16 protein-coding genes are annotated in these 21,232 nt (G+C 63.7%); 10 read left to right on the top strand and 6 right to left on the bottom strand.

The window, feature by feature from the left end; all coding sequences use genetic code 11:
* Positions 1–26: 26 nt before the first annotated feature.
* The gene (garD, locus tag J3U95_RS11285) at positions 27–1,568 is read right to left on the bottom strand and encodes a galactarate dehydratase (protein WP_208278697.1); all 1,542 of its coding nucleotides are present in this window, start codon (positions 1,566–1,568) and stop codon (positions 27–29) included.
* A 211-nt stretch (positions 1,569–1,779) separates the two neighbouring features.
* On the opposite strand from garD, the gene J3U95_RS11280 reads away from it, so the two are divergent.
* The 5 genes from J3U95_RS11280 (at position 1,780) to zwf (ending at position 11,088) form a co-directional block, all read left to right on the top strand.
* Positions 1,780–3,177 (top strand): glycoside hydrolase family 88/105 protein, encoded by a 1,398-nt coding sequence (locus J3U95_RS11280; RefSeq protein ID WP_208278696.1) that lies wholly within the window; start codon positions 1,780–1,782, stop codon positions 3,175–3,177.
* Positions 3,178–3,189: 12 nt separating this feature from the next.
* Positions 3,190–4,401, top strand: a complete 1,212-nt coding sequence (locus tag J3U95_RS11275; protein WP_208278695.1) for a BT3233 family polysaccharide utilization protein — start codon at positions 3,190–3,192, stop codon at positions 4,399–4,401.
* Between the two features lie 9 nt (positions 4,402–4,410).
* A complete protein-coding gene (locus tag J3U95_RS11270; protein WP_208278694.1) occupies positions 4,411–6,276 on the top strand; it encodes a glycoside hydrolase family 28 protein in 1,866 nt (621 codons plus the stop codon).
* 184 nt (positions 6,277–6,460) lie between these two features.
* Positions 6,461–9,412 carry a TonB-dependent receptor gene (locus tag J3U95_RS11265; protein ID WP_208278693.1) on the top strand — a complete coding sequence of 984 codons (2,952 nt, stop codon included), beginning with the start codon at positions 6,461–6,463 and terminating at the stop codon, positions 9,410–9,412.
* A 197-nt stretch (positions 9,413–9,609) separates the two neighbouring features.
* Positions 9,610–11,088, top strand: a complete 1,479-nt coding sequence (zwf, locus tag J3U95_RS11260; RefSeq protein ID WP_208278692.1) for a glucose-6-phosphate dehydrogenase — start codon at positions 9,610–9,612, stop codon at positions 11,086–11,088.
* Positions 11,089–11,108: 20 nt separating this feature from the next.
* Here the strand turns inward: zwf and J3U95_RS11255 are convergent, their stop codons facing one another.
* Positions 11,109–11,603, bottom strand: coding sequence for a MarR family winged helix-turn-helix transcriptional regulator (locus tag J3U95_RS11255; RefSeq protein WP_229519777.1), 495 nt, complete (start codon positions 11,601–11,603; stop codon positions 11,109–11,111).
* An 18-nt stretch (positions 11,604–11,621) separates the two neighbouring features.
* Between J3U95_RS11255 and J3U95_RS11250 the strand changes: the two genes are divergently transcribed.
* Positions 11,622–12,350 (top strand): siderophore-interacting protein, encoded by a 729-nt coding sequence (locus J3U95_RS11250; RefSeq protein ID WP_208278691.1) that lies wholly within the window; start codon positions 11,622–11,624, stop codon positions 12,348–12,350.
* A gap of 28 nt (positions 12,351–12,378) precedes the next feature.
* On the opposite strand, the gene J3U95_RS11245 is transcribed toward J3U95_RS11250, so the two are convergent.
* The gene (locus tag J3U95_RS11245; RefSeq protein ID WP_208278690.1) at positions 12,379–13,119 is read right to left on the bottom strand and encodes an SDR family NAD(P)-dependent oxidoreductase; all 741 of its coding nucleotides are present in this window, start codon (positions 13,117–13,119) and stop codon (positions 12,379–12,381) included.
* Between the two features lie 93 nt (positions 13,120–13,212).
* On the opposite strand from J3U95_RS11245, the gene J3U95_RS11240 reads away from it, so the two are divergent.
* On the top strand, positions 13,213–13,776 hold the full coding sequence (locus J3U95_RS11240; RefSeq protein ID WP_208278689.1) for a TetR/AcrR family transcriptional regulator: 564 nt from the start codon (positions 13,213–13,215) through the stop codon (positions 13,774–13,776).
* A 30-nt stretch (positions 13,777–13,806) separates the two neighbouring features.
* Here the strand turns inward: J3U95_RS11240 and J3U95_RS11235 are convergent, their stop codons facing one another.
* Entirely contained in the window at positions 13,807–14,751 is a 945-nt protein-coding gene (locus J3U95_RS11235) for a 2-hydroxyacid dehydrogenase (protein ID WP_208278688.1), read from the bottom strand.
* Positions 14,752–15,030: 279 nt separating this feature from the next.
* Here J3U95_RS11235 and J3U95_RS11230 point away from each other — a divergent pair, with 279 nt between their 5' ends.
* The 3 genes from J3U95_RS11230 (at position 15,031) to J3U95_RS11220 (ending at position 18,507) form a co-directional block, all read left to right on the top strand.
* On the top strand, positions 15,031–16,215 hold the full coding sequence (locus J3U95_RS11230) for an alpha/beta fold hydrolase (protein ID WP_208278687.1): 1,185 nt from the start codon (positions 15,031–15,033) through the stop codon (positions 16,213–16,215).
* A gap of 233 nt (positions 16,216–16,448) precedes the next feature.
* Entirely contained in the window at positions 16,449–17,855 is a 1,407-nt protein-coding gene (locus J3U95_RS11225; protein ID WP_229519776.1) for an APC family permease, read from the top strand.
* A gap of 52 nt (positions 17,856–17,907) precedes the next feature.
* The gene (locus J3U95_RS11220) at positions 17,908–18,507 is read left to right on the top strand and encodes a class I SAM-dependent methyltransferase (protein ID WP_208278685.1); all 600 of its coding nucleotides are present in this window, start codon (positions 17,908–17,910) and stop codon (positions 18,505–18,507) included.
* Positions 18,508–18,586: 79 nt separating this feature from the next.
* On the opposite strand, the gene J3U95_RS11215 is transcribed toward J3U95_RS11220, so the two are convergent.
* Entirely contained in the window at positions 18,587–19,045 is a 459-nt protein-coding gene (locus J3U95_RS11215; protein ID WP_441295264.1) for a DUF6708 domain-containing protein, read from the bottom strand.
* 619 nt (positions 19,046–19,664) lie between these two features.
* Positions 19,665–21,125: a T6SS effector BTH_I2691 family protein gene (locus J3U95_RS11210; protein ID WP_208278683.1), complete on the bottom strand. Its 1,461-nt coding sequence runs from the start codon at positions 21,123–21,125 to the stop codon at positions 19,665–19,667.
* Positions 21,126–21,232 lie beyond the last annotated feature (107 nt).

Genomic DNA, 21,232 nt, shown 5'->3' with positions numbered 1-21,232 from the left:
CCACCACTCCTCTTTCTCTTTATCGTTTACGTCACCGGCGCCGGATTGAACAGCGCCAGCGAATTATGCAGTTTCCACTGCTCGGCCCAGGTGCGGCGTCCGCTGGCCACGTCGAGGATCAGGCGGAACAATTCCCAGCCCACGTCCTCGATGCTCGCCTCGCCCGTGGCGATGCGGCCGGCATCGACGTCCATCAGGTCGTGCCAGCGGCGCGCCAGGTCGGAACGGGTCGCCATCTTGATCACCGGGACCGCGGCCAGGCCATAAGGCGTGCCGCGGCCGGTGGTGAAAATATGCACGTTCATCCCGGCGGCCATCTGCAGCGTACCGCAAATGAAGTCGCTGGCCGGCGTGGCGGCGTAGATCAGGCCTTTTTGCTCGAGCTTGTCGCCGGGCGAGAGCACGCCGGTGATGGCCGTGCTGCCCGATTTGACGATCGATCCCATCGCCTTTTCGACGATATTGGACAGGCCGCCCTTCTTGTTCCCCGGCGTCGTGTTCGCGCTGCGGTCCACGCCGCCCCGCACCAGGTAGTCATCGTACCACTGCATCTCGCGGACCATGGCCTGGGCGATTTCCGGCGTCGCGGCGCGCGCGGTCAGCTGGTCGATCCCGTCGCGCACCTCGGTCGTCTCGGAGAACATGACGGTGCCGCCGGCGCGCACGATCAGGTCGGTGGCGTAGCCTACCGCCGGGTTGGCGGTGACGCCCGAGAACGCGTCGCTGCCGCCGCACTGCACGCCCACCACCAGGTTCGAGGCCGGGCAGGTCTCGCGGCGGCGGGCGTTCAGCTTTTGCAGGTGCCGTTCGGCGGTCGCCATCAGGTTGTCGATCATCGACATGAAGCCGACGTGCTGCTGGTCCTGCAAGGTCACGACCGAAGGTTGGGCCGTGCCGATCGGGATCGAGCCGGCCGGGAACAGGCGCGTCGGCGGCAGCTTCTCGCAGCCCAGGCTGACGACCATCACGTCGTCGCCGAAGTTCGGGTTCTTCGACAGGTTGCGGATGGTGCGGATCGGGATCTCGGCGCCGGGCGCGTCGATCGCGACGCCGCAGCCATAGATGTGTTCGAGCGAGACCACGTCGTCGACGTTCGGATAGCGCGGCAGCAGCTCGTCGCGGATGCGCTTGACCGCGTACTCGATCACGCCCGACACGCATTGCACGGTGCTGGTGATCGCCAGCAGGTTGCGGGTGCCGACCGAACCGTCGGCGTTGCGGTAGCCCTCGAAGGTGAAACCTTCCAGCGGCGCGAAATCGGTCACGGCATGGGTGCCGATCGGCAGGTTGTCGAGCGAACGCGCGGCCGGCATGCGCAGCACCTTCTCCGAGATCCAGCTGCCGCGCGGGATGGCGCCATTGGCATAGCCGATCACCACGCCATAGCGGATCACCGGATCGTTATCGAGAAAGTCGACCAACGCGACCTTGTGCCCCTGCGGCACCCCTTCGACCAGCACCAGGCCATCGGCCAGGACAGTGCCGGCGGGCAGGCCGCCATCGTTGGCGACGATCGCCACGTTGTCGCTGGCCTGCATGCGGATGGTACGGGGTACGAGCTGGTTCATAGGGTCTGCCTGCGAGTTCATAGAGGTCTGCAATGGCGAGCTGCCATGCGTGATGTTTTTTTCAGTATGCCACACAAAAATCGAAAGTGGCTAGTCCACCTTGCGATTTTGGTCTGACCAAATTAGAATGGCCTGACCAAAACGCAGCACACAAGACTCGGACCTGCTGGAAATGCAACACGGGTAACACAACAACGCCGATTGGAGACAAATGAAACTGCAACTGCTGGCAGCCCTGCTGGGCTGCGCGCTCGCTTGCGGACCCGCCCTCGCCGAGGGCAAGTACCGCAATCCCGACAACACCAACCTGGGCGACCCGGGCGAAGGAACCTACCCGATCCCCTACAAGATGCCGGTCGTGGCCGAAGTGACGGCCCAGCTGCAATCGATCCGCTCCTTCATGGACCGCGCCACCCCGACCCGCATCGTCAGCAAGCGCACCGGCCAGCCGATCCTTGACCTCAGGACGCCGAACGCCGACGCGGTGTTCGAGCGCAGCGCCGGCGACTACGGCATTCAGGTATACGAAATGGGCGTGGTGCATTCGGGCCTGCTCAAGGCCGCCCGGATCACCGGCGATGACGGTTTCACCGGCATGACCCGCCGCCACTTCCAGTTCTTCAACGACACCCTCCCCTATTTCCGCGCCCAAGAGCAAAAGTTCAAGCTCGAGCGCGGCAACAGTTTCTCGCGCTTCCTCGATCCGCGCTCGCTCGACGACACCGGCTCGATGTGCGCGGCCCTGATCCGCGCGCGCCTGGCCAAGGTCGGCCCCGATCTCAAGAGCATGATCGACACCTGCAGCGACTGGGTCGCCAAGCGCCAGTTCCGCCTGGACGACGGCACCATGGCGCGCAAGCGTCCGCAGGAAGTCTCGCTGTGGGCCGACGATATGTATATGAGCATCCCGGCGCTGGCCGAGATGGGCCGCCTGACCGGAAAGCGCGAACACTTCGACGACGCCGTCAACAATGTGCTGGGCATGTCTAGCCGCATGTTCAATCCGCAACTGGGCCTGTACACCCACGGCTGGCACGCCAATCACCAGGATGCGCCGCGCTTCTACTGGGCGCGGGCCAACGGCTGGGCGGTACTGGCGATGTCCGACCTGCTCGACGTGCTGCCGAAAGACCATCCGGGCTATCCGAAGGTGCTGGCCCAGTTGCGCGCTTCCTTGAAGGGCATCGCCGAGCTGCAAAGCGGCAGCGGCCTATGGCACCAGATGCTGGACCGCAACGACTCCTATCTCGAGACCTCGGCCAGCGCCATGTTCACCTACGTGTTCGCGCACGCCGTGAATGAAGGCTGGGTCAGCCCGACCACCTATGGCTCGATCGCCCAGGCCGGCTGGAACGCGCTGTCGACCCGCATCAATTCGCTGGGCCAGGTGGAAGGCACCTGCGTGGGCACGACGCTCGCGAGCGACATGGTCTATTACTACCACCGCCCGACCAGCGTCGACGCCCTGCATGGCTACGGTCCGATGCTGATGGCCGGCGCCGAGATCATCCGCCTGGTGAAGAATCCGGCCTTCGAGGTGCAGCACAAGGTGCGCACCTACCACTACATGCCCAAGGGCGGCCAGACCGACTACCGCGAACACCACTGATCGGGGGACAAGATGAAACGACTCGTACTAGCAGCCATGCTGGGGGCGGCGCTCGCGCAGGCGCAGGCCCAGGACAAATTCACGGTCACCGTGCAGCACGACCTGTCGATCGCGCGGCCATCCGAGACCATTGCCATCCCCTGGAAACAGGTCAATGCCGCCATGCCGGGCGCGATGGTGCAGAAGATCGCGGTCAAGGATGCCAGTGGCCGTGTGCTGCCGCACCAGGTGACCAACGTCGCCCCGCAAGCCAAGGATCCGAACAACGAGGGCGTCGCCTACGGCGAGCTGCTGTTCCAGCACAGCTTCGGCGCCGGCGAAAAGAGCGCCAGCTTCACCGTCGAGCGCATCGACGGCGTGGCGCCGCCCTTCCCGATCAAGGCGTTCGCGCGCCAGGTGCCGGAACGCCTGGACGATTTCGCCTGGGAGAACGACAAGGTGGCGCACCGCACCTACGGACCGGCCCTGGCCGCGCCGGCGCCCGCCGGCGTGCTCAAGGAAGTGCTGGTGACCAGCGGCCTGGATATCTGGTTCAAGCGGGTCGACTATCCGATCGTCGACCGCTGGTACAACAAGGGCCATGACCATTACCACAAGGACCAGGGTGAAGGCATGGACATGTACAACGTCGGCAAGTCGCGCGGCGCCGGCGGCACCGGCATCTGGGATGGCAAGACGCTGTACACGGGCGTGAACTACGCCAGCTACAAGATCCTGGCGAATGGCCCGATCCGCGCCGTGTTCGAGCTGCACTACGCGCCATGGGACGCGTGCGGCCGCCAGGTCAGCGAGGTCAAGCGCTTCACGGTCGACGCCGGCCACTGGCTGGACCGCATCGACAGCACCTTCACCACTACCGCGGGTGACACCACGCCGCTGACGGTGGCCGTGGGCCTGAACAAGACGCCGAGCGACAAGGGCCAGGACGCGAAGATCGGGGTCGGCCGCGACGGCAAAGTGCTGCTTCAATGGGTCGAACAGAAGAGCAACGACGCCTTCGGCACCGCTATCGTGCTGCCAAGCGCCGAAGGCTTCGCCCAGGACCCGCTCAACGAACTCGTGTTCGCGAAGGCTACGCCGGGCAAGCTGCTCCGCTACTACGCCGGCGCCGCCTGGAGCCGTGCCGGTGAAATCACCAGCCGCGCACAGTGGGAACGCCTGGCCCAGGACATCGCCGCGCGCGACGCCAGCCCGGTGCGCGTGACCATCCAGCCTGCGAAGTAAAGGATCTCGATGACTTTTCAAGCAAAACGCCGCGCCCTGCTGCGCACCGTCCCGGCCGCCTCGCTCATGCTGGGCGGCGTCAAGACCGCTGCGGCGCACCAGGCCGGCGCACTGGCCGCCACGGGGGCATTGGCCACCGCGGCCGCGACTGCGGCCGACCCATGGCAGCGCGCCGCCGCCATCGTGGCCCGCTTCGCCACGCCGCTGAAGTTCCGCGACGAGGATTTCCCCATCACCGCCCATGGCGCCAAACCCTGCACGCTTGTCAAAGTGAACGGCCAGACCGAATCGCTGGTCGAAGGCACGCTCGACACACCGGCGCCGGGCTCCCCCGACTGCTATCCGGCGATCGCCGCCGCCATCGCGGCCTGCCACGCCAAGGGTGGCGGCCGGGTCGTGATCCCGAAGGGAGAGTGGTATTGCGCCGGCCCGATCGTGCTGCGCTCGAACGTGCACGTGCACCTCGCCGCCGGCGCGCGCGTGCACTTCGCCGCCAATCCGGCCCACTATGCGCGCCACGGCGAACACGATTGCGGCAAGAACGGCAAGCTGGTGCTGTCGCGCTGGCAGGGCAACGATTGCCTGAACTATTCTCCGATGGTGTACGCGATCAACCAGACCAATATCGCCCTCACCGGCGAGGACTGGACCAGCATCCTCAATGGCCAGGGCGGCGTGCCGTTCGAGCCGGGCTTCGCCGAGGGGCCGGAATGCTGGTGGGACTGGAAGGGACGTGGCAAACCGGTGCGTAAGCGCACCGAGGTTTATGCCAATCCGAACAATCCGCCCCTCGATAAGGTCGTTCCTGGCATCGATGCCTCGCGCCAGGCCAGCATCCAGGGTGAAGGCGATCGCTGGCAGACCGATTCGCGCTACCTGCCGGCGCTGTCCGAAGCCGGAGTGCCCGTGGAACGGCGCGTGTTCGGCCATGGTCACTACCTGCGCCCGTGCATGATCGAGCTGATCGGCTGTAATAAAGTGCTGCTGCAGGGTTACCAGGTGAATGCGGCGCCGTTCTGGCTGCATCATCCGGTGAACTGCCGCGACCTGTTGATCCGGCGCGTGAACATGGAAAGCCTGGGCCCGAACAGCGACGGCTTCGATCCGGAAGCCTGCGACGGGGTGCTGGTCGACGACTGCATGTTCAACAATGGCGACGACTGCATCGCGATCAAGGCAGGCAAGAACCTCGATACCCAGCACGGCCCGACGCGTAATATCGTCATCCAGAACTGCGTGATGAACAGCGGCCATGGCGGGGTCACCCTCGGCAGCGAGATGGCGGGCGGCATCGAATACGTGTTCGCGGAGAAGCTCGAGTTCCGCAACATCCACTGGAAGGACGATCCGCTGAACACGGCGATTCGGCTCAAGACGAATATGAACCGGGGCGGCTTCCTGCGCCACCTGTACGTGCGCGACGTCACCCTGCCCCACGGCGTCTCGATCGAGCCGATGCTGTACAAGCCCCTGCCGGGCGCGCACGAGATCAAGGTGCCGGTGGCCTCGAGCGCCGGCGCCATCGTCACGATCGACTGCGACTACGTGCCGGGCGACGACACGATGCGCATCCGGCCGCCGCAGGTGTCGGACATCGACATCCGCAATGTCCGCGCCAGCAATGTCGATACCGGCAAAGGCAGCTTCTCGTGCTACCAGGCCTTCATGCTGCTGGGGCCGGTCGCGTCGAGCTTCAACGGCAAGCCTGGCACGCCAATCCCGCCGATCGCGCGCATCCGCATCAGCGATTCGGACTTCGGGACGCCCGCCAATACGAAGCAGCCGTGGTTCATCCACAACGCCGTCGACATCACCCTCGATAACGTCACCATCGGCGGCAAGCGGTACAAGCAGGTCTTGTCGACAAAGACCTGACTCGCAAGAGGTCAGGCCAGTTGAAAAATATTTTTTAATTGGTCTGACCAAAACTACAAAAGTTGACATAGAATTCAACAACTGGCCTGACCACCGGGATCAACACCGGGGTGACCAAATAATCACAAAGTAGCGGCGGCGGACATGTTCATAGTCCACCGGATCAAAAACGCATGGAGACAAGATGAACCACAATCCCCACCGCGCAGTCCTGCGCAAACTTACCCTGTGCCTGCTCGGCACCGCCTCGGTGTCGGCCCTCTCGCTCGGCCCGGCATTTGCCCAGGAAGTGGCGGCCACGCCAGCCGGCGCCGAGACGGCCAATGCGCAAACCGTGGTCGTGACCGGCCTGCGCGCCTCGCTGGAAAGCGCACTGAACGCCAAGCGCCAGGACAACGGCATCGTCGACGTCATCAAGTCGGAAGACATGGGCAAGTTCCCGGACACGAACCTGGCCGAGTCGCTGCAGCGCGTGCCGGGCGTGGTGATCGACCGTGACGCCGGCGAAGGCCGCAGCATCACGGTGCGCGGCCTGGGCCAGGACTTTACCCGCGTGCGGATCAACGGCATCGAGGGCCTGGCCACCACCGGCGGCACCGACAGCTCGGGCGGCACCAACCGCGGCCGCGGCTTCGACTTCAATGTGTTCGCCTCCGAGTTGTTCAGCGCCCTGACGGTGCGCAAGAGCTCCTCGGCCGACGTCGACGAAGGCTCGCTCGGCGCCACCGTCGACCTGCAGACCCTGCGCCCGTTCGACCTGCGCGGCTTCAACGCCACCGTGGCGCTGAAGGGCAAGTACAACGACGGCTCGGAAAAGACCGACCCGCGCGCGGCCTTCATGGTCTCGAACACCTTCTTCGACCGCAAGGTCGGCGTGCTGTTCTCGGGCGCCTACTCCAAGCGCCGCGTGCTGGAAGACGGTTTCAGCACCGTGCGCTGGGATAACGGCCCATCGTCGGGCGGCTGGTGCGCGCCGCAAGGCATGGTCGCCAATCCGAGCAACTCGACCGCGACCACCTGCGGCCCGGCCGCACAGGGCGCCGAGCGCCTGCCCGGCACGCCCGAGAACATCGCCGCCTACAACGCGGCCAGCGACCCGAACAACTTCCATCCGCGCCTGCCGCGCTACGGCCGCCAGACCCACGACCAGGATCGCCTGGGCCTGACCGGTTCGGTGCAATGGCGTCCGCAACGCGGCACCCTCTTGACCTTCGACATGCTGTACTCGAAGCTCGATGCGACCCGCCAGGAAGACTTCCTGCAGGCGACCTCGTTCAGCCGCAGCGCCAGCCAGGGCGGCAAGCCGCAGGTCGGCGTGCTCGAAGCGCAGTACGCGCCGAACGGCTCGCTGCTGTACGGCCGCTACAACAACGTCGACATTCGCTCCGAGCAGCGATTCGACGAGCTGAAGACCACCTTCACCCAGCCGACGCTGACCCTGGAACACAAGCTCTCCGACACCTGGAGCATGAGCGCCAAGTATGGCCGCGCCGAATCCAAGTTCCGCAATCCGATCCAGACCACGGTCACGCTCGACGCCCTGAACGTGGATGGCTACAGCATCGACTTCCGCGGCGACAGCCGCCGTCCGGTCATCAGCTATCCGTTCGACGTCAACGGCGGTCCGCTGGGCCTGATCGGCGTGCCGCAGGTCGCCAGCGGCGCCCAGCCGACGACCGTGCCGAACACCACCACCAGCGAGATCCGCATCCGTCCGCAAGGCACCGACAACGTCAACAACGTCGCCCAGTTCGACCTGGCCTGGGAAGCGAGCGACAACCTGACCTTCAAGGGCGGCGTCAACAGCAAGAAGTACACCTCGGACACCTATGAGTTCCGCCGGGTGAACCAGAACGACACGATCTTCGCCCCGCCTGCCGGCGCGACCGGCCTGACCACGAACATGACCGGTTTCGGCAGCCAGCTCGGCATGCCGGCCGGGAACGCGACCGGCTGGGTGGTGCCGAACCTGCAAGCCATCGCCGCCGCCTACGACATCTACTGCAACTGCATCAAGAGCGGCCCTGCCGGCGGCCCGGGCGACTTCACCCTGTCGTCGATCGAGAACGGCAATGCGCGCGGCAACAACCGTTCCGTCACCGAGAAGAGCGACGGCGTCTACCTGATGGGCGAGTTCCGCCACGACCTGTGGAATATTCCGGTGCGCGGCAACGTCGGCGTGCGCTACGTGAAGACCGACCTCGAAACCATCGGCTACCAGGCGGCCGGCGGCGGCACCCAGGTCAAGGTCAACCACGACTACACCGACACCCTGCCGTCGTTCAACCTGACCGCCAACGTGACCGACGAGTTCATCGTGCGTTTCGGCGCGGCCAAGGTAATGACCCGTCCGCAGCTGGGCTTCCTGTCGCCGGGCGGCAGCATCGCCACCACCGGCAACCTGTCGATCAACTCGGGCAACCCGTTCCTGAAGCCGTTCCGCGCCAAGACCTTCGACAGCAGCTTCGAGTACTACTTCGCCAACAAGGCCTTCGTCGGCCTGGGCCTGTTCCAGAAGAACATCGACACCTATATCCAGAGCCTGCGCACCAACGTGGCGTTCAAGGATTCGGGCCTGCCGCTGTCGCTGCTGCCGTCGAACTTCACGGGCGAGGAAGTGTTCCAGCAGACGCTGCCGGTCAATACCGATGGCGGCAAGCTGAAGGGCTTCGAGATCAGCTACCAGCAGCCATTCACCTTCCTGCCCGGCTGGGGCAAGAACTTCGGCACCCTGCTGAACTACACCAAGGTGAGCTCGAAGATCGAATACCTGGTCTCGCCGACCGGCGGCGCCACCATCACCGACGACCTGCTGAACCTGTCGCCGAAATCGTGGAACGCCACCTTCTTCTATGACGACGGCAAGTTCAGCGCGCGCATCTCGGGCGCCAAGCGTTCGGGCTTCGTGACCCGCGTGCCGGGCCAGAACAACAACGACGTCGAGGGCAAGAACGAGACGTTCAACGTCGACCTGTCGCTGTCGTACAAGGTCAACGAGAACCTCGAGTTCACGCTCGAAGGCGTCAACCTGACCAACGAGGAAAACGACCAGTTCATCAGCCGCCAGCGCGACAGCGTGGTGGTGAACAACGTGACCGGCCGCGAGTACCTGTTCGGCTTGCGCTACAAGTTCTAAGTTTTATCTCTTCTCTTGGTGGCTTTCAGGCCCGCGCTTGCGCGGGCTTTTTTTCGTTCCACCGTTGGTCCAACCACCGGCGAAGGCAAGCTTGCCGCTTTTGCCAGACTTTATTCGGTCATGTAGGCTACAATCAAAGACCATTTCAGGCGAGCGCACGACGCAAGCGATCTATACAACCTGTCAGCGAAAGAGACATGAGCACCTCGAACGAGCAAGCGAATCAGCACAATGACGGCCTTCCCCTCGACATGACCATCTTCGGCGGCATGGGCGACCTTGCCATGCGCAAGCTGTTGCCCGCCCTGTACATGGCCTTTTTGCACGGTAACCTGCCGCCGTCGACCCGCATCCTGTCGACCGGCCGCCAGGACTACGATCGCGCCGCCTATCTGGCCTTCGTCGAGGAACATTCGCGCTCCTTCATCAGCGCCGCCAATTTCAACGAAAAGAGCTGGGCCGGCTTCCTCGACCTGCTGGTCTACGTGCGCCTGGACGTGTCGAACACCGAGATCTTCGACACGCTGAAGGACGCTTCGCGCGACGGCGCCCAGCGCGTGTTCTACCTGGCCACCGCGCCATCGCTGTTCACCACCATCTGCGACAAGCTGGCCGCAACCGGCCTGGTCGACGCCAATGCGCGCGTGGTGCTCGAGAAGCCGCTGGGCCGCGACCTGGCCTCGGCGGTCGAGATCAACGAGGCGGTCGGCAAGCACTTCGCCGAATCGCAGATCTACCGTATCGACCACTACCTGGGTAAAGAGACGGTGCAGAACCTGATGGTGCTGCGCTTCGGGAATTCGATCCTGGAACCGCTGTGGCGCGCGCCGAACATCTCGAGCGTGCAGATCACGGTGGCCGAGGAAGTGGGCGTGGGCAGCCGCGCCGGCTTCTACGACAGCGCCGGCGCGATGCGCGACATGGTGCAGAACCACCTGATGCAGCTGCTGTGCATCGTCGCCATGGAGCCGCCGACCTCGCTGTCGCCGGACGCAGTGCGCGACGAGAAGCTGAAGGTGATCCGTTCGCTGCGCCGCATGACCTTGGCCGACATCGCGCGCGACACCGTACGCGGCCAGTACAGCCGCGGCGTGAGCGGCAACCAGGAGGTCAAGGGCTACCACGAAGAGAGCAACGTGCCGGCCAACAGCCACACCGAGACCTTCGTGGCCCTGCGCGCCCACATCGATACATGGCGCTGGTCGAAGGTGCCGTTCTACCTGCGCACCGGCAAACGGATGCAGCGCCGCTCGTCCAAGATCGTGATCGAATTCGCGAATCCGCCGTTCCCGCTGTTCCCGGAAACCCCGGGCGGCGTCGCCAACCGCCTCGTGATCGAGCTGCAGCCCGAAGAAGCGATCAAGCTGCAGCTCTTCGCCAAGCAGCCCGGCAGCGGCATGCAGATGCAGCAGGTCGCGCTCAACCTCGACCTGCAGTCGGCGTTCCAGCAACGCCGCGCCGAAGCCTATGAGCGCCTGCTGATCGACGTGGTGCGCGGCCGCCTGACCCACTTCATGCGCCGCGACGAACTGGAAGCGGCGTGGGAATGGGTCGAGCCGATCATCAACGGTTGGGAAACCCTGAACGAGAAGCCGCATCCGTATGCGGCTGGCTCGTGGGGTCCGGCGGAGTCGTTCGCGCTGCTGGCGCGCGACGGGTTCGGCTGGGTCGAATAAACTTCGATCGATCGGGCGGCCTAATCCGCCCGCGTCTCTTCCAGATTGGCGCGCACCCGCGCCAGCAGCGAAGTCAGCTGGGCTCGTTCACCTTCGGACAGCCCGGCGAGCGCAGCCTCTCCCAATGCGCCGCTCTGGCGGTGCAGTCCCGCAAAAACTTCCTGTCCGGCCGCGCTGAGCGTCAGCCGCGTGCTGCGCCGGTCCTGCTCGTCCGCGGCCGCTTCCAGCAGCTGTGCTTCGCGCAGCGCCCGGATAAGGCGCGCCACCTGGGCCTTGTCCCTTCCCGAATGCGCCACCAGATCGCTCTGTGTGGCGCCGGGATGGCGGGCAAAATATCCCAGCGCCTTCATCTCCATATGCGCCAGCTCGTGCGGGCCGCTGCGCAAGCCGCGCAGCTGCCGCGAACGGAACAGATGCACGATCGCGTGCATCGTCTCCAGGGGATCGTCCGCACGATTGCCGCGCACTTGGTTGACTCTATCAACTTCTTTTTGCATAATGGTGGATACTATCAACTAATTCCGGAGTGTAGCATGTCTGAATCCCACATTCCGTCCATTGAACGCGTCCGGCACGATCTCAAGATGCGCGAGGTCGAGGTTGCGCGCATCGAGCAGCTGAGCCCCGGCTTTGCCGGCATCACCTTCAAGGGCGCCGCACTCTCGGATTTCACGTCGCTGTCCTTCGACGACCACGTCAAGTTCATGTTCGACGATGCAGGCGGCCAGCAGGTTCGGCGCGACTATACGCCACGCCGCTTCGACCGCCAAGCCTGCGAGGTCGACCTCGAGTTCGCCCTGCACGGCCATGGCGGCGCGGCCGAGTGGGCGCGCAATGCGAAGGTTGGATCGAAAGCCATCATCGGTGGTCCGCGCGGCTCGATGATCCTGCCGCTGGAGATGGACTGGCACCTGCTGGTGGGCGACGCCAGCGCGCTGCCGGCTGTAGCGCGGCGCCTGGAAGAACTGCCCTCCTCGGCCCGGGTACAGGCCGTATTGCTGGTCGATGCGGCTGACCGCCGCGAGTTCGCCACACAAGCCAACGCCGACGTCCACTGGGTGGCGTCGAACGAGGAATTGCTGCAAGCGCTGAAGGACTTGCCATTGCCGGGCGGCGCCGGCCTGGCCTGGGGCGGCGGCGAGGCTTCGCTGATGGTCCAGGTGCGCCAGCTCTTGATCGACAAGGGTCTGCCACGCCAGGCGGCTCGTATCTCGGCCTATTGGAAGCGGGGCGTGGCAGACCACCACGAGCATCTGGACTGAGCCAGGCCCGGCCACGCCTTCACATTCGTCAGACAGCCTTGAACCCGCCGTCCACGAAGAGCTCCTCGCCCGCCACGTAGCGGCTCTCGCTCGAGGCCAGGAACAGGACGGCCGCTGCGATCTCGTCGGGCTCGCCCAGTCGCCGGAACGGCACCGACTGCGTCAAGCCCTCTTCTGCGCCTGGATTGTCGTTCAGGTAGGTCTCCATCGCCGGCGTGAGGATCATGCCGGGCGAGACGACGTTCACGCGGATTCCCTGCTCCTTGAGATCGGTGGTCCAGGTACGCGCCAGCGAACGGATGGCCGCTTTCGTCGCGCTATACATCGACAGCGCCGGAAAGCCCTTGCTGCCCGCCACCGAGCCCGCCAGGATGATCGCACCGCCGGTCCCCATCAGCGGCAGGGCCTTCTGCACGGTAAGCACCGTGCCCTTGACATTCGTGTCGAACAGCCGGCCGATATGCGCCTCGTCGATCTCCCCGAGCGGCGCCGATTCGGACAGGCCGGCGTTGGCGAACACCACGTCGACGCGTCCGTGGTCGCGCGCGATCCGCCGATACAGCCGGTCCAGGTCCGCGCCGCTGCCCACGTCGCCCTGGATGCCGACCGCGCCGTGGCCGATCTCGGCCGCCGCCGAGTCCAGGCGCTCCTGGCGCCGTCCCGTGAAATAGACGTGCGCGCCTTCGGCGGCGAAGCGCCTGGCCGTGGCCAGGCCGATACCCTCGCTGCCGCCCGTCACGACAACCACCTTGCTCTCGAACAGTTTCATCTTGCATGACCTTTCTTCATTAAGTGGAGGATTGCTCCACTTATAATATGGAGGTATCCTCCACTTAGCAAGTGTCGATTGAGAAGGCAGGGAATGAACAAGGAAGCGCCACTGCGGGCCGATGCCCGGCAAAACCGCGAACGGATCCTCGCGGCGGCGGAAGAAGTTTTTATGGAACAGGGAGGCGGAGCGTCGCTCGAGGCGGTAGCGAAGCGCGCGGGCGTCGGCATCGGCACCTTGTACCGACGCTTTCCGACGCGCGACGAGCTGCTCGCCGCGACCTATAGCGAGCGGCTGCTGGCATTCGCCGAGGCGTGCCGCGCCGGCGCCGCCACGCTGGCCCCGGACCAGGCCCTGCGCGGCTTCGTCGAGGGCCTGGTCATCCACATCAATATCTACCGCGGGCTGGCGGCATCGATCGGCATGGTGCTGCAAAGCGGCACCCCCGGCTGCGCGGCGATCTCCGAGACTGGCGCCCTGCTGCTGCGCCAGGCCCAGGACGGCGGCGCCGTTCGCACTGACATCGCGTTCAATGACCTGGTGTACGTGATCACGGCGATTTCGCTGGCGATCGAACAGGAAGGCGGATCGACGACGCGCATCGGCCAACTGGCCGGCATCTTCTTCGATGGTGTGACCACCCGGCCGCGCGCCTGACAGGCGGGGCCGGGGCCGGGGCCGGCGCGGCTACCGGACAGGCGTCGGCAGCGGCTCGCCACCGAAATGGGCCAGCAGATTGGCCACCGCCAGCCGCCCCATCGCACGCCGCGCTTCCACGGTGAAGCTGCCGACGTGCGGCGTAAGCACCACGTTATCGAGCGCGAGCAGCGCCGCCGGCACGTTCGGCTCGTCCTCGAACACATCCAGCCCCGCCGCGCCGAGCCGCCCGTCCTGCAGGGCCGCGACCAGCGCCGCCTCGTCCACCACCGAGCCGCGCGCGATGTTCACCAGCGTGCCTTCCGGCCCCAGCGCCTCGATCACGTCCAGCCCGATCATGTGCCGGGTCTCGGGGCCGCCCGGCATGCACAGCACCAGCATATCGCTCTCCCCGGCCAGCGCCAGCAGCGAGCCGCTGCGCCGTTCCGGCGCCGGCCCCGGGCTGCGCTGGTAGTATCGGATCTCCATCCCGAAGCCCTGCAAGCGCTGCGCCACCGCCTGGCCGATGCGGCCGAAGCCGACGATGCCCGCCACCTTGCCCTTCAGGCTGCGCGCCTGGGTCAACGGCGCCTTGGCCGGCCACCCGCCGGCGCGCACGTAGCGATCCAGCAGTGGCAGGCGGCGCACGGCCGACAGCAGCAGGGTGACTGCGAAATCGGCCACGTCGTCGGTGAGCACGTCGGGCGTGTTGGTGACGTGGATGCCCTTGTCCGCCAGCAACGCCAGCGGTACCGCGTCGACGCCGACACCGTGCACCGACACGATCTCGAGCGCCGGCAGGCTGCCCACCAGCTCCGGCGTCACGCCGAGCGTGCCGGTGGTGAGGATGGCGCGGATGCCGCCGGCTATTCGCTGGAAATCCGGATCTCCGGCCACCGGAATCGACGGCACGAAATGGCACTGGAATGCCTGCTCTACCTGCGCGCGCACCTCTGGCGACCACACGCTGCCCAACACGAGAATCTCTGGTTTCATCGATGAACACCCTGCCCTGTGACTGAATATGGATGGGTCGAGTATGCCAGAGGAGCACGCCCCGCGCCGGCCGACGAAGCGTTTCGGACAGGTCGAGCGCCAGAGCGGCAAGGCGTGGGTCACGTGTCTGTGAGTACAGTTCGATTCTGCTCGGCTAGTTCTGTTCGCCCAAAGTTTTACCTAGCGCAAACACGCTCGCGATTCGAAGCGTGCGCAGTTGGAGCCAGGCAGTAGTTGGCGTAGAGTCTCGTGATCGCCAATTCGACGGGATCGCCATTCATGTACGCCAGCAACTGGAACCGCCTCGGGGCCTTCGGAGACCTCGGAACGCAGGCCCTCAAGCAAATGGACCGCAGCCGCCAGGCGCGCGGCAAGATGCTGGATCGCGCCGATTATGGGCCGCAGCCAACCCCGTCGACCGTGATCCTCGAGCAGCCCGGCCTCCATCTGCACCGCTACCACGACGCGCCCGGCGGCGGCCCGGCGGTGCTGCTGGTGCCGGCCCCGATCAAGCGCGCCTATATCTGGGACCTGGCGCCCGACATCAGCGTGGTCCAGCGCTGGAGCGAGCGCGGCTACCGGGTCTACCTGGCCGAGTGGCTGCCGATGCCGGATGACGACGGCGACGTCGGCCTGGACGACTATGGCGACCGCATGCTGTCAACCTGCCAGCAGGCGATCATGGAAGACAGCGGGCAAGAGCAATTGACAATTGTCGGCCACTCGCTGGGCGGCATCCTGGCCGCCATCTACAGCTGCACCCATCCCGAGCATGTGGCGGCGACCGTCCTGCTCGAATCTCCGCTGCACTTCGAGCAAGCCAGCTGCTGCTTCTCGCCACTGGTCAACGCCACCCCGCACGCGCGCGGCATCGCCGATGCCTTCCGCCACGTACCGGGCGTCTACCTGAACATGATGAGCGCCATGGCCGAACCGCAGGCCTTCCAGTGGGAGCGCATCGCCGACCGCTGGCTGTCGCTGCTCGACCCGAAGGCGCTGGCCACCCATATGCGGGTAGAGCGCTGGACCCATGACGAATTCCCGCTGCCCGGCCGGCTGTTCACCGACATCGTCGAGTCGCTGTACCGCAACGACGAGTTCATGCAGGGCCGGCTCGACATCGGCGGGCGCACGATCGGCCCGCGCGACCTGTGCGCGCCGCTGCTGTGCGTGGTCGATTTCCGCAGCAAGGTGATTCCACCGGAATCGGTGCTGCCGTTCCACGAAGCAGCCGGCAGCGAGCGCAAGCGCGTGCTCGAATACCAGGGCGACGTCGGCGTCAACCTGCAGCACGTCGGTGTGCTGGTGGGCCGCAGCGCCCACGCCGCGATCTGGCCGGCCATCTTCGAGTGGCTCGGCTCGCCCGCGCTGGCGAATGCATCGAACGAGGGAGGCAAGCGTGCGCTGCCGGCCGTCACGGTCAGTGCCGCGACTGACACCAAGGCTTCCCCGGCAGCGGACTAGTACCCGGGGCACGGGCGCGGCGTCGTGCCGCGCCCGTGCATTGCACATTTCTCCGCGCCCCGTCCAACCAAACTGTATTTATCTTTATAGCAATTCAATCGCGCGCCATCTGCTCTGCGGTCTGGATAACATCCAGTACCGAAAAGCGGGTGAGCGGTAGTGTTTATAGGCTCCCCATGTGCAACCAAGCGCGACACGGCCCGCGGCCGCCGACGTGCCCAACCGATCACGACATGGATGCCATAGAAGCAGAACGCACTGTCTCAGCCCCTCACGACACCCGACCTCGACCCACCATCGGCCTGCGCGAAGCGGTCGCCGTCATCGTCGGCGTCGTGATCGGCGCCGGCATCTTCAAGGCCCCGTCCCTGGTCGCCAGCATGAGCGGCGACGCCACGGCCATGTTTACCCTCTGGATCATGGGCGGCGTGGTCTCGCTCATCGGCGCCCTGTGCTATGCCGAACTGACCACCTCGTATCCGCATGCCGGCGGCGACTACCACTACCTGCACCGCGCCTACGGCCGCTCGGTCGCTTTCCTGTTCGGCTGGGCGCGCTTCTCGGTGATCACCACCGGCTCGATCGCGCTGCTCGGTTTCGTCTTCGGCGACTACATGCAGCAGGCGGTTCCCTTGAGCATGCTGCCGGCCGGCTGGGGCAGCACCGTGTACGGCGTCGCCGTGATCGCCGGCCTGTCGGCGCTCAACCTGCGCGGCATCCGCACCGGCACCGGCACCCAGACCTTCCTGACGGTCGCGGAGATCCTCGGCCTGCTGCTCATCGTCGGCGCCGCCGCACTGTTCACCGATCCGGCGCCCGCACCTGCGGCTACCGCAACGGCCGCCGGCGGCGTGTCCAGCCCAGCGGCCGCCGCCCTCGGCATGGCGATGGTCTTCGTCCTGCTCACCTACGGCGGCTGGAACGAGGCCGCCTACATCAGCGCCGAGATGCGCGGCGGCCCGCGCGACATGGTCAAGGCGCTGACCATGGGCATCGTCATCATCACCGTGCTCTACCTGATGGTGACCTGGGCCTATTGGAAAGTGCTCGGCATGGACGGCATGTCCGCCTCCGAAGCTGTCGCGGCCGACGTCATGAAGGTCGTCTTCGGCCCGGCCGGCGAAAAAATCATCTCGGTGCTGGTGGCGATCTCCGCCCTCACCTCGATCAACGCCACCATGATCGTCGGCGCCCGCACCAGCTACGCCATGGGCCTCGACTGGAAAAAGCTGGGCCGCCTGGCCGAGTGGGACAACGAGCGCGGCACGCCGACGGTCGCCATGACGGTGCAGTGCGTGGCGGCCCTGGCCCTGGTCGCGACTGGCGCCGCCCTGGGCGGCGGCTTCAAGGCCATGGTCGAGTTCACGGCGCCCGTGTTCTGGCTGTTCTTCCTGCTCACCGGCATCTCGCTGTTCGTGCTGCGCCGGCGCGAGCCGAACGTGCCGCGGCCGTTCAAGGTGCCGCTGTATCCGGTGCTGCCGCTGCTGTTCTGCGCCAGCTGCGCCTATATGCTGTGGTCGAGCTTGTCGTATGTGTACAGCCAGCAGCTGGGCGGCCTGAACGCCGCCTGGATCGGCGTCGCCGTGCTGGCCATCGGCGTCGTGCTGTTGCTGCTGCTGCGCTCGAAGAGCGATCGATAAATACCAACCGTTTTATCCCCCCAAGACCAAACCTGACCAAGGAGCTGTGTTGATGAACCTGCAACCTCGCCGCCGTACCCTGCTGCTGTCCACCGCCGCCGCGACCGGCCTGATGATGTTCCCGTTCGGCCGCGCGCTGGCGCAGGCAACTGCCGCCAGCGCCGCCACGCCGCGCCTCGACGTGCCTTACGTCCCGACCCCGCAAGAGGTGGTCGACAAGATGCTCGACCTGGCCAAGGTCGGCAAGAACGACACCCTGTTCGACCTGGGCTGCGGCGACGGCCGCATCGTCGTCACCGCCGCCAAGGAACGCGGCGCGCGCGGCACCGGCATCGACATCGACCCGACCCGTATCGCGGAAGCAAAGGAAAACGCCAAGAAGGCTGGCGTGTCCGATCGCGCCCAGTTTCGTGTAGGCGACCTGTTCAAGACCGATTTTTCGACGGCCACCGTCGTGACCCTGTATCTGCTGCCGACCATTAATGCCAAGCTGCGTCCGCAACTGTGGAAGCAGCTCAAGGTCGGCACGCGGGTGGTGTCGCATGCCTTCGATATGGGATCGGAATGGCCGGCGGAGAAGACGGTCGAGGTGGATGGCCGGACGATTTATTACTGGACCATTACAGAGGCGAACAAGAAGGAAGTCGCTTGATTTAAACAACGGACGAGAGCCCCGAAGTAGGGCTCCACCCGCAAAACTAGTCATGCTGTGGTCAAAGCCGATCGGCACCTCACCTGGTGACTTTGGTGATTCCAATTCTCGATCGTAAATGTGCGGCCACCTCCACAGGCTCACGGAATTCGACTCCGGCTGCTGCAGCTGCGTCGGGATAGACGGCGACTCTGTCGCCGTTCTCGTCGCCGATGATGGCATATGGATCGTCAATTTCTATCTTGCAGTCTCTCTCGACCTCATCTGGCCATACAGGAATTTTACTGGTTCGCATCGCGAAGATGCGAAACAGGCTGATAAGCGCACACAACGGCCAAGTCACGACGTATAGCACAAGTGGCACCGAAGCGAAATTTGCAAATACTCGCTCAGTCCCCACACGGATGCTCTCTCTGCGGCCATCCAGCGGCATACAGAACTGAACCTGGCCCGAAACTTCCTCAGGTCCCTCTTCCATGTAACGTCTGATGAATTCCCAATGCGATCGAATAAAGTCGTATTCGGATGGACCGCTCACACCCGGGTTGACATCATTCGCCTTCAACGGTCCTGTATAACTTAAAGCAAACGTTTTTTTATAGTCGAGGTATTTGGTTCAAGGATGTGCCCCCGGACCTCCCATTCGTGTAACCCCTTCATGTGACCTAGTGTGAAATAGATCTCATCCCAAGGTGTTGTACTAACGGAGCCATCCGTATGGAACACGTGGACGACTCGCTTCTTACGATTGAACCTCATCGGATAATGCGTAAAGGAGAAGCAATCTTTAAGTAGAATCCAGATCCCAGTAAGAAGCGTTGGGATGGTAATCACCGCTGTTATTAATAGAATCTCGACATCATAAGGCCGCAGGTTCCATCCATCAGCTCTCGAGACTGCTATGTACACCATTCCGCCCAGCATCCACGAAGGTATCGCCGTTGCAGGAATTAAAAATAGCAAAAGACTCCCGCGCCAGCCATACCATTTGTCAACAGACTCGAGGAATGTCGAGTTCATCTTTATTACACATAATTGAGAACGCGGCTCAACATCCAATCGTTGCGTTTGCACCAACTGACGCTTCATCTCGTTTTCACTCAGGCGTCGATTAACCTTATACGCGGGGAATAATCCGAAATAGTTCATTGATAAACTCACTTAAAAGCTTGTGCAAGCTGCTCTTGCTCAATTTTCATATTCAGATAGCGTTGATTCGGCAGCACCCCCCATGGACACCGCTCCAGCCAGTCTTGCAATGGATCGTCTTTAATGAATTCAATAAATATCCCAACGGCCACCAGCAACGCAACAAGTGCGACGATTACCGGGAATGCAGCTCCGAAGAAGATTGCCACGGTCAGACATAAGCCCCCGATTCCAGATGTTAAATACGCGGCAATCAGCAAACCGGAGCCACCTTCTTCGCTTGCTTCAAACGCTTTGGCCGTATCCAGTGCGGCCAGGATCATACCTGCCGCCGCGCCGGCGACTCTTCCAATAAATTTTAGAGCTTTTGCCGCTAGTGAGATAAATTCTCGTCCAAAGCGAAGTCCTTGTTGTACGCGAGATTCCAGTGCGTTTCCAATGACCTCACATGTTGTCCCGACTAAGCCACTAATTCCTGCTATCCGTCGCCAGCGAGCATCTTGCCTTTCATTCGCGAGGCCCATTTCTTCATCTTCATATATTTTTGTCAGACAAACAGTCTGCAGGATTGCTGTCACCACGCCCCACCGAACTTTTTGATTAATTACTGATCGCCAGCGCTCCAGGCGAAGCGATTCCAGTTGCTCCACCGATCGCAGACTAGACTTCAGCTGCGTTTCTTGTGCAACTCGACTCATACCGCTGGGCAGGTTCTCGATGTTGGCGCGGTCGGCGCTGACAACCCAACGCAATTTTCTGCTTCCTTCAACTCTCATTCCGCGTATTTGGAGGCGCTCCAACTCGAGGCTTACTGCCGCGCGCAGCTGATTCTCGCTGATCACCGCACCGCTCGTCCGTATCATCTGCTTTGCGAGATACCTCACAAACTGCGAACGCTTCCCATTAATCTCGAAGACGGTGACGGCATCTCCAGAGATGAACCCCAACATCATCAGCGTCTTGTGAAAGCCGGGACGGCCATCCACGACTTTACCCAGGATCCGGGCCACTGGACCGGATATTTGCGCAAGATACAGTGCAAGCCCATTTGTGGAATTATCATCCAGTGCTTCCATTGCAGCCTTGTAAACTTCGAACAGGCTGTCCCACGGTATTTGCCGACTATCGAGAGCGATTTTTGAAGCTTCCTCTATCGACTCAGCAACTGCAGACTGGTTAAGGATAGACGCCCTCAAAAGAACATTCTTTTTATCTTGAAAATTTCCCTGAAGGAGTTCTACATACAATTTACTGCAGCAGGCTTTATCCTGTGTCCCGGCGATACATCTGGTCACGACATTCGTATAAGCCACCCCACACAGGGCGTTGGACGGATCATAATTAAATTCAAGATAATCCGTGAATGCTGCACTCTTGAACCATTCCACATGGCGCAGAGCCAACAGTGCGATCGATTGCTCATCGAATGCCTTGAGCTTCGCATCGAATTCCGCCGGTAATCCCCCCATTTTTAGAGCACGCTAAAAGTAGAGGTTAAGCGGCGAGCGCCAATTTCTGTTTTGGCGTAATACCGCCGAGCGCCATGTTAGGCCGGTCGTGATTGTAGGTCCACAAC

It is taken from the genome of Massilia oculi (assembly GCF_017582745.1).
GTDB classification, from domain to species: domain Bacteria; phylum Pseudomonadota; class Gammaproteobacteria; order Burkholderiales; family Burkholderiaceae_D; genus Telluria; species Telluria oculi_A.
This window is presented reverse-complemented; position numbering and strand designations above follow the sequence as displayed.